This window comes from Phenylobacterium composti DSM 19425, assembly GCF_059568645.1.
The window spans coordinates 71,315-88,703 of sequence record NZ_JCANTT010000013.1 but is presented as its reverse complement, the minus strand read 5'-3'; the positions used below and the strand labels follow the sequence as shown (position 1 = coordinate 88,703).

Genomic DNA, 17,389 nt, shown 5'->3' with positions numbered 1-17,389 from the left:
GACTCGCTTGATCGCCTGCGCGTGAGACGCGGGACAGTATAAGAATCTTATAGTGAAGCTTCCGGCGCCGGGCGGGCGTCACATAAGGGGGACATAATTGACCGGCCCGGCGCGATGATGAAGTTCGGCCCCATGTGGCAGGCAACCCCCGAGCCCGGCGAGGCGCGTTCGCTCCGCGGCCTCGTGCGGGAAGGGTTGAGGTATGCCGCGGTCCTGCCGATCGTCGCCCTGACCAGCGGCGTGGCCGAGGTGTTCTACCGCCTCACGGGCAGCGCCAGGCTCTCCAGCATCTTTTTGGCTGGGGTGCTGCTGGCGGCGTTCCTGCTGGGCTCAGGCCCGGCCTACCTCGCCGCCGCCCTGGCCTTTCTTGTCTACATGTTCCAGGTGGACCCCCGCTTCCAGCTGAGCTTCGGGGGGGCCGAGGACTTCAACGTCCTGATGCTGTTTCTGGCGGTGGCGGGCCTGACCGGCCTGCTGATCGGCCGGATGCGCGACGAGGCGGCGCGGGCCAAGGCCTGGCAACGGATCAACGCAGCCTTGCTGGACGCCACCCAGGAGTTCTCGGCCACCTCGGACGAGGCGGCGATCCGGCGCAGCCTCGCCCGCCACATCGCCCGGGCGGCGCGCGGCGCGGCCGAGGTGCGGGGCGAGGAGACCTATTCGCATACGGTGGGCGGTCCGCCGGCCAAGGGCGCGGTTCCGGCGTGGCGGGTGCGACCGCTGCGGGCTGGGGACGGGGCGTTCGGCGAGGCGGCCTGGCGGCCCCTGGGCGGTCCGTCGCTGTCCGAGGAGGAGCAGACGCTCATCGAGATCCTGGCGGACACCGGGGCGGCGGCCATCTCCCGCGCCCGGCTGGCGGCGGCCAAGGCCGAGGCGGAAGCGCGGGCCCGGACGGAGGACCTCCGCAACGCCCTGCTGTCCTCCATCTCGCACGACCTGCGCACGCCCCTGGCGGCGATCCTGGCCTCGGCCACCAGCCTGCGCGAGTTCGACGGGCGCTTCGACGCGGCGGTGCGCCTGGACCTGGCTGACACCATCCGCGAGGAGGCCGAGCGGCTGGACACGACGGTGGCCAACTTGCTCAGCATGAGCCGGCTGGAGGCCGGGCAACTCACCGTGGCGACCTCGGCCTTCAACGTTCCCGAGGTGGTGGAGCGGGCGGTGGCCCGGCGCAACCGGGGCGAACAGCGGGCCTTCGAGCTGCACATCGACCCGGCCACGCCCGAGGCCGAGGGGGATGCGGTGCTGTTCGAACAGGCCTTCGGCAATGTGGTGGAGAACGCCCTACGCTATTCCCCGGCCGGGGCTCCGATCGCGGTGCGCGTGGCCGGGTGCGGACAGGAGGTGGTGGTGGAGGTCACGGACGAGGGGCCGGGCGTGGACCCGGCCGAGGCCGAACGGATCTTCGAGAAGTTCTACCGGTCGAGCGCGGCGCGCGGGACGGCCGGCACCGGCCTGGGCCTCGCCATCAGCCGCGGCCTCATGGCCGGCATGGGCGGACGCATCGGCGTGCGCAACCGGACCGACCGCAGCGGCCTGGTGGCGACCCTGAGCCTGAGGGCGGCGGCATGAGCGGGCTTCGACTGCTGCTGGTGGACGACGAGCCGCAGATCGTCCGGGCCCTGACCCCCGCGCTGCAGGCGGCGGGCTATACGGTGGAAGCCAAGGCCACTGGCGAGGGCGCGCTGGCCGCCCTGGCCGCAGAGCCCTGCGACGCCATCCTGCTGGACCTGGGCCTGCCCGATATGGACGGCAAGGAGGTGATCGCCCGGGTGCGGGAATGGTCGGACGCCCCGATCATCGTGCTCTCGGCCCGGGACCTCGAGAGCGAAAAGATCGCCGCCCTGGACGCGGGGGCCGACGATTATGTGAACAAGCCGGTGGGCGTGGGCGAGCTGCTGGCCCGGCTGCGGGCCGCCCAGCGCGGACGGGAGCGCCGCTTCGCCTCCCAGGCGCGGGTGCGGGCCGGGGACCTGGAGATCGACTTCGCCCTGCGCCGGGTGACCATCCAGGGCGAGGAGGTGCATCTGACGCCCCGGGAGTACGACCTGCTACGGGTGCTCGCCCGGCATGCGGGGCGGGTGGTGACGCACCGCCAGCTGATCGCCGCCGTCTGGGGGCCGGGGGCCCAGGTGGACGCCCAGTTCGTGCGGGTGCTGGTGGGACAGCTGCGCCAGAAGGTGGAGGCCGAGCCGGCCTCGCCGCGGCTGGTGACCACCGAGCCAGGCCTGGGCTACCGGCTGGCGGCCGAGGACGAGGGGGGCCGCCCTGAACGGGCCTGCTTATAACGTTCTTATGATTGAGCCTTTCGACGCCAACGTCGAATTTCACGGCCGCAGTCGTGGAGAGCACCCTTGACCTCGTTCTTCTTCCCTGCCCCCGACGCGGTCCGGGGATCGGCGCTGACCCCGGGCGCGGCGGGCGGCTGAGGCGCAGGACCATGGCCTATCCGCGCCCGCTCGGCGCGCCGGTTCCCTGGTTCTCGGCGCACACTCACGGAAATCCCAAGTTCGCCTTCAGCTCGCTGGGCGGGCGGTTCGTGCTGCTGCTCTTCCTGCCGTCGGAACGAGCGGCGGCGCGGGCGGTGGCCGACCATCTGCTGGCCAATGAGAAGCTGTTTGCGCCTGGCCGCTGCGTGGCCTTCGCAGTCCTGCGCGATCCGGAGCTGTTCGCCGAGCTGCCAGAGCGGGCGGCCGTCCGCTGGGTGCTGGACGGGAGCGGGGACATCTCGCGCCCCTACGGCGCGCTCGCCGAGGACGGCGTCGAGGCGGCCTTCTGGCTGCTGATCGACCCGACCCTGCGGGCCCTGGCCCACGGCGAACTGACCGACCTGCCCGCCGAGCTTGGGCGACTGAGCGCCATCATCGCCGGCCTGCCGCCGCCCGAGCGGCACGCGGGGATAGAGATCCATGCGCCGGTTCTGATCGTGCCGCGGGTGTTCGAACCGGCCTTCTGCCGGGAGTTGATCGCCTACTACGAGGTCCGGGGCGGCAAGCCGTCCGGGGTGATGCGCCTGGTCAACGGCCTGACCACGGGGGTGATGGACGACAGCTTCAAGCGCCGGCGGGACGCCGTCATCGAGGACGAGGGCCTGATGGCGGGCATCCGGGCGCGGCTGCGCGAGCGGCTGATCCCGGAGATCCAGCGGGCCTTCGCCTTCAAGGTGACGCGCGTGGAGCGCTACATCGTGGCGGCCTATGACGCCAGCGAGGGCGGTCACTTTCGGGCCCACCGGGACAACGACTCCCCCGGCACGGCCCACCGGCGCTTCGCCTGCTCCATCAACCTGAACGCCGAGGACTTCGAGGGCGGCGACCTGCGCTTCCCGGAATATGGGACGCGGACCTACCGGCCGCCCACTGGCGGGGCGGTGGTGTTCTCATGCTCGCTGCTGCACGAGGTCTCGCCCATCACCCGCGGGCGGCGCTACGCCACCCTGCCGTTCCTCTATGACGAGGAGGGGGCGCGGGTGCGGGAGCAGAACGCCCATCTGGTGGAGGAGAACCTGCGAGCGGCAGCCAAGGCCGCGGCCCGGGGGGAGGCGCGGGGGCAGGCCCCGGCGCCAGCGGGCCAGGGCGCCTAGCGCAGGCGGCCGAAGCGGGCGGTCAGCTCGGCGGTGCGCCGCACCCCGAGCTTGGCGAACAGGCTCTTCACCTGGCTGCGGACCGTCTGCACCGAGGCCTGGCGGTCGTCGGCGATGGCCTCGCGGCTGTCGCCGTCCAGCAGCCGCAGGGCGATCTCGGCCTCGGCGGGCGTAAGGCCGAACGCGGCCCGCAGGTGGCGGGCGAGGTCGGCGTCGCGCCGGGAGACGCCCCGCAGGGTCACCAGCACCCGTGGCTGGAAGCCGAGGGCGTGGGCGCGGGCCGGCAGCGACACCACATCGGCGAGGACCAGGGACGACGGATCGTCGACCGGGCGCAGCGGCACGGTCCGCATGGGCCGGTCGGTGGCGCCGGCCGGCCCTTGCAGGGCCGCCTCCACCGCCGCGTCCAGCAGGCGGCTTTGGTCGTCCCGGGCGGCGCCGAGGCGCTGGCTGCGCAGGCGCAGGGGACCCGAGGCCAGGGCGGTTTCCCCAGCCTGGGTGGCGGCCCGCAGGCGGCCGGAGCCGTCGAGGATGAAGGCGGCCGCGCCTACGGCGTCCAGGGCGCCGGCCATCACCGCTGCGCCCTGGCCCTCAAGGGTCATCTGCAGGCGCACCGCATCGCGGATGTGGGGAACGAGGGCCTCGAAGGCGCGCCGATCCTCGGGCGAGGGCTGGCCGAGGCGCGCGCCCCGGAGGGTGGCGACGCCGATCAGGATTTCCTCGTCCCGGATCAGGGTGGCTTGGCTCCCATAGGGCAGGTCGAGGCGGATGAAGAGATCGCAGCACTCGGCATAACGGGCCCGGGTCTCTGGATCGAAGCAGTCCAGGTCGTGCCAAGCCTTGAGCCGCGGGGCTGAAAGACCGACCCTGACCCGGGGATTGCGGGCTGGATCGCCGCCGCGCAGGGCCAGCCATTCGTCGTCGGTGCGGCCGTTGCGGTTGCTGATCCAGTTGAAGGGGACGGCGGCGTTGGCGCCGATGCCGACAAGCTGCCCGTTATCAGCGGTGCAGGCCTTCGCAAGGCCGGCCAGGGCGGCCTCCCAGTCGCCCCCGAGCGCGGCGTCGCTGAAGAGGGCCGCAACACTCATCAGATGATCGTCGCCGCCGGTCATGCGACGACCTCAAGACGCACGCCCCACCCCAAGACGCGGGCGGCACACCAGTTACGCATACTGACTGATCCCCCAAGTGCGGTGAACGATGTTCACCGAGGGGGCGCCCGTCAATAGCCAGGCTACCTAATCCGGGCCAAGCGCTGGCGGCGCTCAAGATGGCGTCAGGCGATCTGACGGTCGCGGTTGTGGGGGCGAAACACACGCGTGGCGGTCCAAGAATACGCTGCCGCCCAAGAAATAAATGCCGCGGCATCAGCATCAGGTCGGTCACGGACAGGCCGCGTCCCCATGATCCACGGCCCTATCCCCCAAATGGGGGAAGCGAGACCTGAGAGCCCAAAATAACGTCGTGTTTGGTGGGGGAATTCGGCGTTCGCCCCGAATAATTTCGCGCGTTGGTTGCAATCCGACGCGCGCTTAGTCTTGGGCGGATAGTCAAATGGCTGATTTCGGCGGCACCTCGGGCAACCATTCCTTCAGCGGCGACGCGAGCAACGAGAATATCCAGGGCCTGGAGGGTGACGACACCCTGCTCGGCGGCCAAGGCAATGACAGCATCGAGAGTGGCGAGGGCGAGGACGTCCTGAGCGGCGAAGAGGGCGACGACACCCTGAAGGGCGGTGGCGGCTGGGACACGGCTGTCTATTCAGGCGGCCGGGCCGACTACACCATCATCGACAACCAAGACGGCTCGTACACCATCATCGACAACCGCGACGGCAGCCCGGATGGGACCGACATCCTGTGGGAGGTCGAGGGCCTGCAGTTCGCGGATGGCTATTACGCAATCACCGGCGAGTGGCTGGGCAGCCCGGACGCCGACGCCCTGGTCGGCGGCGCGGGCGACGACACGATCCTTGGCCAGGACGGCAACGACAGCCTCGCTGGCGGGGCCGGCTCGGACATCCTGCTCGGCGGTGACGGCAATGACACCGTATCGGGCGGCGACAGCTATGACGCCCTGCGCGGCAATGCAGGCGACGACTCGCTGCTCGGCGGGGCCGGTAACGACTATCTGGACGGTGGGCCGGGGGACGACACCCTGGACGGCGGCGACGGGGGCGACCGGGTCTCGTACTACAGCGCCGGCGCGACGGGGGTTTACGTCAATCTGGCCGAGGGCGAGGCCACGGGCCTGGGCTCCGACAAGCTGATCAGCATCGAGCATGTGTCGGGCAGCGCGAGCGGCGACGACACCCTGATCGGCAGCGACGCCGACAACTACTTCATCCTCCACGGGGGGAATAACGACGTTGACGGTGGCGACGGCAACGACCTGATCGCCATTTCGGCGATGGCCGGGGCCAACACCATCAACGGGGGCGCTGGCAGCGACACCCTGGGCTTCGCCGGCCCCGACATCTCTTCGGGCTTCGACGTTTCGCTGGCCAAGGCCGGCTCGCAGGAAATCGGCGGCTCGGTCGAGGTCACCCTGACCAGCATCGAGAACCTGTCCGGCACCCTGCTGAACGACACCCTGACCGGGGACGACGGCGCGAACCTGCTGGCCGGGAGCGGCGGGGCGGACGTGCTGAGCGGCGGCGACGGCGACGACGTGCTGCTGGGCGATGGCGAGGTGCTGCCCAGCGACGAGCTGGCGGGCGGCGGCGAGATCGTCGTGGTCGGCGCCATCGCCGGACCGGGCGTGGTCCATGGCGACGACACCCTGACCGGCGGGGCGGGCAACGACACGCTGAAGGGGGGCGGCGGGACCGACGTGGCGGTCTTCTCGGGCGTGCGCGCGGACTACACCATCACGGACAACGGTGACGGGACCTACACCGTCACCGACGACCGCGACGGCAGCCCGGACGGGACTGACCTCCTGGAAGGCATTGAGCGGCTGCGCTTCGCCGACGGCCTGTTCGACATCGACGGCGATCAGCTGGAGGGCGCCACCAGCGGTGACGACACCCTCGTCGGCGGCGCCGGCGCCAACATCATCAACGGCCTGGGCGGGAACGACAGCATCGCGGGCGGGGCCGGCGCCGATACCCTGCAGGGGGGCGACGGCGACGACACCCTGAACGGCGGGACCGGCAACGACGTCCTCGACGGCGGCGACGGCGTCGACACCGCCGACTACTCCGATCGCAGCTCGGTGCTCGTGGACCTGCGCAACGGCACGGTGCAGGTTTGGAACGGTTCGGGCTTCGTCGACGAAGACACGCTGGTCGGCATCGAGAACGTGATCGGTCCGGACGGCCACGACGCCCTGCGCGGCGACGAGGCCGACAACCGCCTGGCGGGCGGCGATGGTCACGACGGGCTGTACGGCTACGGCGGGAACGACACCCTCGAGGGTGGAAGCGGTGACGACTATCTGCTCGGCGGCGACGGCGATGACGTGCTCGCCGGCGGCGACGGGCTTGACCGCGTGGGCTACTACGGCGCCGCCCAGGGGGTCATTGTCGACCTGAACCAGCAAGGCGTGACCCAGAACACCGGCCAGGGCGCGGATCTGCTCACCGGCATCGAGCATGTGTCGGGCACCGCCCACAGCGACACCCTGATCGGCGACGACGGCGATAACTGGCTGTGGGCCGGCGCCCCGGCCGAGGGCATCATCAGCAACGACAGCCTGGCGGGCGGCGCCGGCGACGACCTGCTGGTGGTGGGCGCGGGCGATCACGACCTCGACGGCGGGGCCGGCGCCGGCGACACCTTGTCGTTCTCGGACGCCCAGAGTGGCGTCAGCGTCACGCTCGCGGACCAGGATCCCGACAATCGGCAGGCCACCGGCGTGGGCTCCATGCTGATCCAGGGCTTCGAGAACCTGTCGGGCTCTGTGAAGGCCGACACCCTGACGGGCGATGGCCTGTCCAATGTGCTCGCGGGCCGAGAAGGCGACGACGTGCTGTCGGGCGGCGGGGGCGACGACCTGCTGCTGGGCGACGGCATCGTGGACGTGGAGTCCGAGTTCGGCACGACGGGTCCGATCACTGTCTTTAACGCTCTGGACGACGTCGCGGGGAACGACACCCTGACCGGCGGGGCGGGGAACGACACCCTGCACGGCGGCGACGGCCTCGACCTGGCGGTCTATTCCGGCGCCCGGGCGGACTATGCCATCACCGCCAATGGCGACGGCTCGGTGACCATCGAGGACACCCGGGACGGCAGCCCCGACGGGACGGACACGCTCTACAGCATCGAGCGCCTGCAGTTCGCCGACGGCCTGTTCGACATCGACGGCGAGCCGCTGGGGGCCACCACCGGCAACGACACGCTCACCGGCGGGCCGGACGCCGACACGATCAACGGGCTCGCGGGCGACGATCACATCTCCGGCCTGGGCGGCGACGACAGCCTGGCCGGCGCGACCGGCGACGACACCCTGCTCGGTGGCGACGGGAACGACAGTCTGGCGGGCGGCGCCGGGGCGAACCTGCTGGAGGGCGGCGCGGGCGACGACGTCCTGCAGGCGCTGGGAACGTCTAGCGCCGACACCCTGCTGGGCGGGGCCGGCGATGACGTGATCTCGCTCACCAACCTGAAGCTGAACGGCTTGCCGCTGGTGGGCGATTTCGCGGGCACGTTCGTGGACGGCGGCGACGGCGAGGACACGCTCGCGGTGAGCGGCCGCGTGCCCTTCAAGGGCGTGCTGCAGAACATCGAGCGCATCCAGTTCCGCGAAGGCGGGACGAGCGTCAACGGCTCGGACACGGTGGAGATCGGCGAGGCGCAGCTGGCGCTGTCGCTGGACGATTACCAGACGATGTTTGGCTCGGGCGTCACGATCAGCGGCCCCGGCGTGCTGGAGGTGACCGACGATGGAGCCGCCGGCCGCAACGTCAGCTTCTCGGCGGTGGTGAACGCCGGCGGCGACGCCACCTTGCTGTACCATGCGGGCTCGGGGACCGACACGGTGACCGGCTCGGGCGGCAGCGACGTGGTGCGCACGGGCGGCGGGTCGGACCTAGTCGACCTCGGCGACGGCGACGACGTGCTGGTGGCCCAGGGCGCCGGAAGCACGACGGTGACCCTCGGTGAGGGTTCGGACGTCATCGAGCTGGACGAGACCTTCACCGGCGAGGTGGTTGTCACGGACTTCACCCCGGGCGACGACGGCGACGGGGTGGACCTGTCCGGGCTTTCCGGCCGGGTCACCAACCATACCGAAGGCCAGAACCCGTTCGCCACCGGCCATCTGCGGCTGGTCCAGGTCGACGCGGACACCCTGCTGCAGTTCGACGCCGACGGCGGGGGCGACGCCTGGACGACGCTGATCGTCTTCCAGAACACCACGGCGACCGACTTCACGGCCCATAACCTGGACGGCCTCGACCCGCAGGGCGCCACCCCGACCATGGGGGCCGACACCCTGGCGGGCACGGCCGACGCCGAGACCATCAGCGGCCTTGCCGGCGACGACCGCATCTCGGGTCTGGCTGGGGACGACCGGCTGAGCGGCGACGGCGGGAACGACACCCTGCTGGGCGGCAATGGCAATGACACCCTGATCGGCGGCGAAGGCAATGACGTCATCGACGGCGGCGACGGCGCCGATATGGTGCTGTTTCCCGGGGGCGACGGATTCACGGTGAACCTGGGCGAAACCGGGCCGCAGACCATCAACGCCGGCCATGGCGTGGACACCATCACCAATGTGGAGAATGTCGGCGGCAGCTTCGGCGCCGACACCATCATCGGCAACGCCGGCGACAATCTGCTGGCCGGCGAGGGCGGGGCCGACAGCCTGAACGGCTATGACGGCGACGACAGTCTGGTCGGCGGGTTGGGGGAAGACACCCTGCTGGGTGGCAATGGCAACGACGTCCTGGCCGGCGGGGCCGGCTGGGACGTTCTGCGCGGCGGCGACGGCGAGGACACCCTGGCCGGCGACGACGGCGCGGACCTGCTGGTGGGCGGGGCCGGCGACGATCGGATCGACGGCGGCGCCGGCCTGGACAGGGCCTCGTACAACGACGCCACGGTCGGCGTGCGGGTGGATCTGCAGGAAAGCGATGCGCAGGACACCGGCTGGGGTAACGACACCCTCGTCTCGATCGAGCACGTCACCGGCTCGAACCACAACGACACCCTGATCGGCGACGACGGCGACAACTGGCTGTGGGGCACGCGCGGCGACGACAGCCTCAATGGGGGTGATGGCGACGACCTGCTGTCGGTGGGCAAGGGCGACCACACCGTGGTCGGCGGCGCCGGCGAAGACACCCTGCAGTACTACTCCGACGGCGTGGACGGGCCGGTGAGCGTGTCCCTGGCCATCGCGGGCGAGCAGGAGACCGGCCAGGGGAAGCTGACCGTCTCGGAGGTGGAAAACCTCGTCGGCACCATGGGCGGCGACGACACCCTGACGGGTGATGGCGGCGACAACATCGTGGCCGGCTGGGGCGGTTCGGACAGCCTCGCGGGCGGGGCCGGGAACGACCTGCTGCTGGGCGACGGGGCCATCTATCCCGACGAGGACGGGGCCTTCTTCCTCGACTACAACTACGGCGAGGTCGCCGAGCTGAATTTCGCGCCGACCTATGGCGACACCCTGCTGGGCGGGGACGGCGACGACACCCTCGTGGGCGGCCTGGGCAATGACAGCCTGTCCGGCGGCGACGGCGAGGACGTGGCGGTCTTCTCGGGCGACCGGGCGGACTACACCGTCACCGTCGATGCGGACGGCGTCGTCACCGTGGTGGACAACCGCGGCGGCAGCCCGGACGGCACGGACACCCTGACCGGCGTCGAATGGCTGCAGTTCGCCGACCAGCGGATCGCTGCGCCTCTTCCCGGCGCCACCGAAGGTAACGACACCCTGACCGGCACGGCCGGCGCCGACACCATCGACGGCCTCGGCGGCGACGACCTGATCTCGGGCGGGGATGGCGACGACAGTCTGGTCGGCGGGCTGGGCCACGACACCCTGCTGGGCGAGGCGGGCGCCGACACCCTGCAGGGCGGCCCAGGCAACGACAGCCTGTCTGGCGGCGCCGGCGACGACTTGCTGCAGACATCGGGCGGGGCCGGGGTGGACACCCTGGACGGCGGCGACGGCGACGACCGCTTGGCGCTGACGAACCTTAAGTACAACGGCGTCGAGGTGTCCGGCGATTTTGCGGGCGCTCAGCTGATCGGCGGGGCCGGCACGGACACCCTGGTGGTGTCCGGCAATGTGCCGTTCATGGGCTCGATCTCGGGCATCGAGCGGATCCAGCTCAATCAGCCCTACAGCGACGCCAACATCGAGATCGGCCAGGCGATCCTGACCCTGAACGCCGACACCTATATGGCCGCGTTCAGCGGCGGAGTGACGGTGGCGGGCGAAGGGGCCCTGATCATCAACGCCAACGCGGCTCTGGACCTGTCGGGCCTGACCTTCGATCCGGCGGACGTCTTCGTCCAGGTGGTCGGCACGGCGGGGGCGGACAGCGTCACGGGCAGCGACTACGCCGACTACCTCGACCTCAAGTCGGGGAACGACGTGGTCGACCTCGGGGCGGGCGACGACGAGGTGCTGGCCGGCCAGCAGGCGGGCGAGACCCTGACCATCACCCTGGGCGCCGGCCGGGACACCGTCGAGCTGACGGAGACCTTCCGCGGCTCGCTGGTGATCACCGACTTCGCCACGGGGGCCGGCGGCGACGTGCTTGACCTCGAGGATTTCCTGGAGGCGATCGCCAGCAACTACGTCGAGGACTCCAACCCGTTCTCCAGTGGCCACCTGCGGCTCGTTCAGAGCGGGGCGGACACGCGGCTGCAATACGACGCCAACGGCGGCGGCGACAGCTGGACGACCCTGGCCACGTTCCAGAACACCACGGCCGCCGATTTCACCGCGGACAACCTCGACGGCTTCGACCCGAACGGCGGCCAGCTGGTGGTGGGCGGCGAGGGCGCCGACACCCTGATCGGCGGGGCGGGCAATGACACCCTGAACGGCGCCAACGGCGCCGACAGCCTGTCAGGCGGCGCGGGGGCCGACAGCCTCATCGGCGGCGGCGGCGAGGACTCCCTCGTCGGCGGCGCAGGCAATGACACCCTGCAAGGCGGGGTGGGCGACGACGAACTGCGCGGCGGTGACGGCGACGACCTGCTGCAGACCACCGGCGACGGCAGCGCGGATCTGCTGGACGGCGGGGCGGGCTCCGACACCCTGGTGGTCACCAACCTCACCTTCAACGGAACGCCGGTGCGGAGCAACTTCGCCGGCGTGACCGTGAACGGCGGCGACGGCGTCGACTACCTGGGCGTCGGCGGCGACGTCGAGTTCATGGGCGACCTGGTGAACGTGGAAGGGATCATCTTCCAGCCGGGCTTCAGCGGGGTGGTGAACGGCGCCAGCATCGTCGTGGCCCCGGCGGTCCTGACCATCGACGCCGAGCGGTTCGACTTCAGCTTCAATGGCGACGGCGTGACCGTGCGCGGCGTTGGCCAGCTGAACGTACGGCTGTCGGAAGCCGGTGAGGCCTTTGACCTGTCGGGCCTGGTGATGGAGGACGGCGCCGACGTCGGCCTCTTCATCGAGGGCGGCAACGGGGCCGACACCATCACCGGCAGCGGCTACCGCGACATCATCGAGACCAACCAGGGGGCGGATTCCATCGACGCCGGCGCCGGCGACGACACCGTGCTGCTGGAGCAGGGCGGCGGCCAGACGGCCGTTATCACCCTGGGGGCGGGCCGTGACGCCCTCGTCCTGACCGACGAGTTCGACGGCCAGGCCATCGTGACCGACTTCGTGGCGGGCGCCGGCGGCGATGATGTCGTGCTGGCGGACTTCCTCGCGGAATACGCCACCGGCTACACGGAAGGCGCCAACCCGTTCTCCACCGGCTATATGCGGCTGGTGCAGAACGGCGCGGACGTGGAGCTGCAGTTCAGCGCCGACGGCAGCGGCTTCAGCTGGCGCACCCTGGTGACCTTCCAGGGTGTGGACGGCTCCGACTTCGGGCCGATGAACTTTGACGGCTTCAACCCGCACGAAGGCAGCACCCAGAGCGGCACGTCGGGCCCCGACACCCTGACCGGCGGCGCCAACAGCGACACCCTGAGCGGCCTCGCCGGGGCGGACAGCCTGGCGGGCGGCGACGGCGCCGACAGCCTGAGCGGCGGCTTGGGCGACGATGTGCTGGCCGGCGGCGCCGGGTCGGACACCCTGAGCGGCGGTGCGGGCGCTGATCTTCTCTTCGCCGGCGTTGGCGCGGACGTGATCGACGGCGGCGACGGCATCGACCGGCTGGCGTTCCATGACGGGGGCTCGGGCGTCACGGTGGATCTGGCGGTGACCACCGCCCAGGAAACCGGCCGCGGCCTGAAGACCATCACCGGCGTCGAGAACCTGTCGGGCAGCAACGGCGACGACAGCCTGGCCGGGGATGCGGGCGACAACTGGCTGTGGGGCTACAACGCCGGCAACGACACCCTGTCGGGCCGCGACGGCGACGACATGCTGATGGTGGCCGGCGCCGCGGGCCGGACCCACGTGGTCGACGGCGGCAACGGCGTGGACACCCTGGTGGCGGCCTACGCCACGGTCGGGCCGATCAACGTCAGCCTGGCGCTTCAGGGCGCGGCGCAGGAGACCGGCCAGGGCGACTGGACCCTGACCAGCATCGAGAACCTGTCGGGCACGTCGGGGGCGGACACGCTCGCCGGCGATGGCGGCGCCAACATCCTGGCCGGCGGCACGGGCGGAGACAGCCTGACCGGCGGGGCGGGTGATGACCGGTTGTGGGGCGATGGCGAGCTTGGACCGCTGAACGGGCTCCAGACCTTCAGCACCACGCCGTTCCCCGACAGCGCAGGCGTGGCGGGCGACGACACGCTCACCGGCGGCGAGGGCAACGACACCATCGACGGCGGCGGCGGGATCGACACGGCCGTGTTCAGCGGCGTGCGGGCCAACTACACCATCACCCGCAGCGGCGGCGTGATCACCGTCACGGACAACGTCGGGACCGACGGCGTCGACGTGCTGACCAATGTCGAGTTCCTGAGGTTCTCCGACGCCGTGGTGTCGGCGGACGGCGGCGAGACGCTGCAGGGCGGGGCCGGGGCCGACACCCTGACGGGCGACGACGGCGGCGACAGCCTGAGCGGCCTGGCCGGCAACGACTTCCTCCGCGGCCTGGGCGGGAACGACACCCTGCTCGGCGGGGACGGCCACGACTACCTGGACGGCGGGGCGGGCAACGACAGCCTCGACGGGGGAAGCGGCGGCGACCGGGTTTCGTACTATGGCGCGCCGAACGGGGTGACAGTGAACCTGCTGACCGGCCAGGCCACGGGCTGGGGCGTCGACACCCTGATGGGCATCGAGCATGTCTCGGGCTCTCAGTACGCCGACAGCCTGCAGGGTGATGCGCAGGCCAACTTCTTCCTGCCCAACGCCGGCAACGACACCGTGGACGGCGGGGACGGCGATGACTTCATCGCGGTCTCGGGCGCTGGCGGGACCAGCATCTACCGGGGCGGCGGCGGGTCAGACACCCTGGGCTTCGCCTTCGGCGTCCCGACCAGCGGGGCCAATGTGTCGCTGCTGCGGGTGGCCGCCCAGACGGCCGCGGGGGCGACCTTCACCCTGAGCGGTTTCGAGAACCTGTCGGGGACGACCTATGCCGACACCCTGACAGGCGACGGTGGGGCCAACACCCTGGCCGGCGGCGGCGGCGCCGACAGCCTGAGCGGCGGCGGCGGCGACGACTACCTGGTGGGCGATGGCGAGTACGACCTGACCGCCCAGGGCCAAGGAGAGATCGTCCTGCAGACCTCGGTGGCCGAGGGCGTGTTCGACGGCGTCACCGTCGCGCACGGCGCGGACACCCTGATCGGCGGGGCGGGCGCCGACACCCTGATCGGCGGCAAGGGCAACGACCTGCTGCTGGGCGGGGCCGGCCACGACTCGCTGGATGGCGGCGACGGCGTGGACACCGCGAGCTATGCGGACGCCACGGGGCCCATCAGCGCCAGCCTGGCGGCAGGGACGGCCACCGGCGCGGGTACGGACACGCTGGTGGGGATCGAGAACCTGACCGGCTCGTCCTACGCCGACACCCTGACAGGCGACGGCGGGGCCAACGTCCTGGACGGCGGCGCCGGCGCGGACAGCCTGAGCGGCGGCGCCGGCGCGGACACCCTGAGCGGCGGGACGGGGAACGACACCCTGAACGGCGGCGACGGCAACGACCACCTGATGGGCGGCGCCGGAGACGATGTGCTGATCGGCGGCGGCGGGAGCGACGTCCTCGATGGCGGCGACGGCATGGACATCGCCTCCTTCGCCGACCGCACGGACGACATCGCGGTGACCATCGGGGCGGCGAGCTTCGGCTCGACCATGCTGGTCAATATCGAAGGCGTCATCGGCGGCTCGGGGAACGACACCCTGACCGGCGATGCGGGGAACAACATCCTCGAAGGCGGGCTCGGCGACGACAGCCTCGTGGGCGGCGGCGGGACGGACATCGCTTCGTACGCCAGCGCCACGAGCGGCGTCGACATCGACATGGCCCGGACCGTCCATGATGACATCCAGACCGGCGGCCTCGGGACCGACACCTGGGTCGGCATCTCGGGCGTGATCGGGTCGGCCCATAACGACACTCTCGCCGGCGGGACAGGCTCGGTGGTGCTGAGCGGCGGCGCGGGCAACGATCAGATCAGCGTCGCCACGGCCCTGGGCCAGACGGCGCGGGTCACCCTGGGGGCCGGCAAGGACGCCCTGCGCCTCGACGCCGCCACCCGCGGCGTGGTGATCGCCACCGACTTCCAGGCCGGGGCCGATGGCGATGTCCTGGAACTCGAGGATGTCCTGGCCGCCCGCTTGAGCGGTATCAATGTGCGCACAGACAACCCGTTCGCGACCGGCCACATGGGCCTGGTCCAGGACGGGACGGCCACGGTGGTGCAGATCGACGAGGACGGCGGCGGCGACGCCTGGGTCGAGTTCCTGCGGCTGGAGAACACCAGCAGCCTGAACATCACTGCGGACAACCTGGGCAATTCGAACTGGGTTCCGAAGCCAATGATCCAGGGTGGGACCGGCAAGGACGTCTTCGAGTGGACGCCGTCGGCAGATCGGGATCCGACGGGCTCGATCACGGTCAACGGCGGTGGCGGCGGCGACGAGCTGCAGGTCAACGACCCGCCGCCGCTGGCGGAGCCCACGGCCACGCCGACGATCACGGTGTCGGGCGACCGCCTGCTGCTGGACCTGGATGGCGATGGAACGCCTGACCTGGAAGTGACCCAGGTGGCTGACCTGGTGCTGACCCTGATCCGCCTGATCCTGGAGGGCGACTTCAGCGGCACGGGCCTGGCGCCGAACACCATCCACTACAACGGCACCGCGGACGACAACCTGGTCGACGCCACGCTCATGACCTCGAAGGAGTCGATCGACGCCAAAGGCTTCGAGGGCGACGACACCCTCATCGGCGCCGGCGGCAACGACCGCCTGGACGGTGGGGAAGGCGACGACAGCCTGTCCGGCGGCGCCGACAACGACACCCTCATCGGCGGCGTCGGCAACGACACGCTCGACGGCGGCGCCGGCGCCCTGGACGTGGCGGTGTTCGACGGCGAGTTCGCCGAATACCTGATCACCCTGGACGGCGGCGACACGGTGCTGACCCATGCCGATGGCGTGACCCGGGTCCGCAATGTGGAGCGGCTGCAGTTCGCCGACCGGACGACCGACGGCAAGGGCCAGACCCCCGGCGCCGGCGGCGGCGGCGGCGGTGGTGGTGGCGGCGGTGGTGGTGGCGGCGGTGGGGGAGGCTCCCCCATGCCGACCGCGGGCGACGATGTGCTGTACCTCAGCGGCTCCGACGACCGGGTCGAGGCCGGAGCGGGCAATGACAGCGTCATGGCCGGTGCGGGCGCCGACTTCGTCCACGGCAACATGGGCGCCGACACGCTCTCGGGCGGCGACGGCGCGGACACCCTGCACGGCGGCCAGGACAATGACGTCCTCTACGGCGACGGTGGGGCGGACATGCTGTTCGGCGACAAGGGCGACGATACCGTGTTCGGCGGCGCCGGCGACGACCAGATCGTGGGCGGCGAGGGCCGGAACTTCCTGCGCGGCGGCGAGGGCGCTGACCTGATCCTGGGCGGCGACGACTTCGACGACGCCCACGGCAACCAGGGCGAGGACACCGTCCGGGGCGGCGGCGGCGACGACTGGGTCGTCGGCGGCCAGGGCAACGACATGTTGTTCGGTGACTCGGGCGGTGACGTCGTCTTGGGCAACCTGGGCGAAGACACCCTCGACGGCGGGACCGGCAACGACATCGTCCGCGGGGGCCAGGGCAACGACCTGGTTCAAGGCGGCGACGGCGATGACTGGCTGGCGGGCGACCGCGGCGACGACACCATCTGGGGCGGCGCCGGCGCGGACATCTTCCACAGCTGGGGCGAGGCTGGGCTCGACCGAGTGATGGACTTCAACTTCGCCGAGGGCGACCGGGTGAACCTGCTCGCCGGGACCACCTACAGCGTCGCCCAGGTGGGGGCGGACACCGTCATCACCATGACCGGCGGCGGGGAGATGGTGCTGGTGGGCGTGCAGATCTCCAGCCTCGGCGACGGCTGGATCACGGTGGGCTAGTCGGGAGAAGCGGGCGGCCGGACGTCTTGGCGTCCGGCCGCAGCGGGCCTCTCCTCAGATCGCGCCCAGCAGGACGGCGATCAGAGCCAGGGCGGACGCGGTGAGGGCGAGGGTCTCGGGCAC

General features: G+C 71.2%; 5 protein-coding genes. 4 read left to right on the top strand and 1 reads right to left on the bottom strand.

Going from position 1 to position 17,389, the window contains the following annotated elements:
* The first annotated feature begins 132 nt into the window (after positions 1-132).
* The 3 genes from BO64_RS06775 to BO64_RS06765 all read left to right on the top strand — a co-directional run bounded on the left by BO64_RS06775 (position 133) and on the right by BO64_RS06765 (position 3,583).
* Positions 133-1,572 carry a sensor histidine kinase gene (locus tag BO64_RS06775; RefSeq protein ID WP_496402523.1) on the top strand — a complete coding sequence of 480 codons (1,440 nt, stop codon included), beginning with the start codon at positions 133-135 and terminating at the stop codon, positions 1,570-1,572.
* Positions 1,569-2,288 (top strand): response regulator, encoded by a 720-nt coding sequence (locus BO64_RS06770; protein WP_496402522.1) that lies wholly within the window; start codon positions 1,569-1,571, stop codon positions 2,286-2,288. Before BO64_RS06775 ends, BO64_RS06770 begins: the two co-directional genes overlap by 4 nt.
* A gap of 152 nt (positions 2,289-2,440) precedes the next feature.
* Complete coding sequence (locus tag BO64_RS06765; protein ID WP_496402521.1) at positions 2,441-3,583, top strand: 2OG-Fe(II) oxygenase family protein; 1,143 nt, start codon at positions 2,441-2,443, stop codon at positions 3,581-3,583.
* Here BO64_RS06765 and BO64_RS06760 read toward each other — a convergent pair.
* Positions 3,580-4,695 (bottom strand): helix-turn-helix transcriptional regulator, encoded by a 1,116-nt coding sequence (locus tag BO64_RS06760; protein ID WP_496402520.1) that lies wholly within the window; start codon positions 4,693-4,695, stop codon positions 3,580-3,582. The two genes, BO64_RS06765 and BO64_RS06760, sit on opposite strands and share 4 nt — an antisense overlap.
* A 442-nt stretch (positions 4,696-5,137) precedes the next feature.
* On the opposite strand from BO64_RS06760, the gene BO64_RS06755 reads away from it, so the two are divergent.
* On the top strand, positions 5,138-17,266 hold the full coding sequence (locus BO64_RS06755; RefSeq protein ID WP_496402519.1) for a calcium-binding protein: 12,129 nt from the start codon (positions 5,138-5,140) through the stop codon (positions 17,264-17,266).
* Positions 17,267-17,389: the final 123 nt, after the last annotated feature.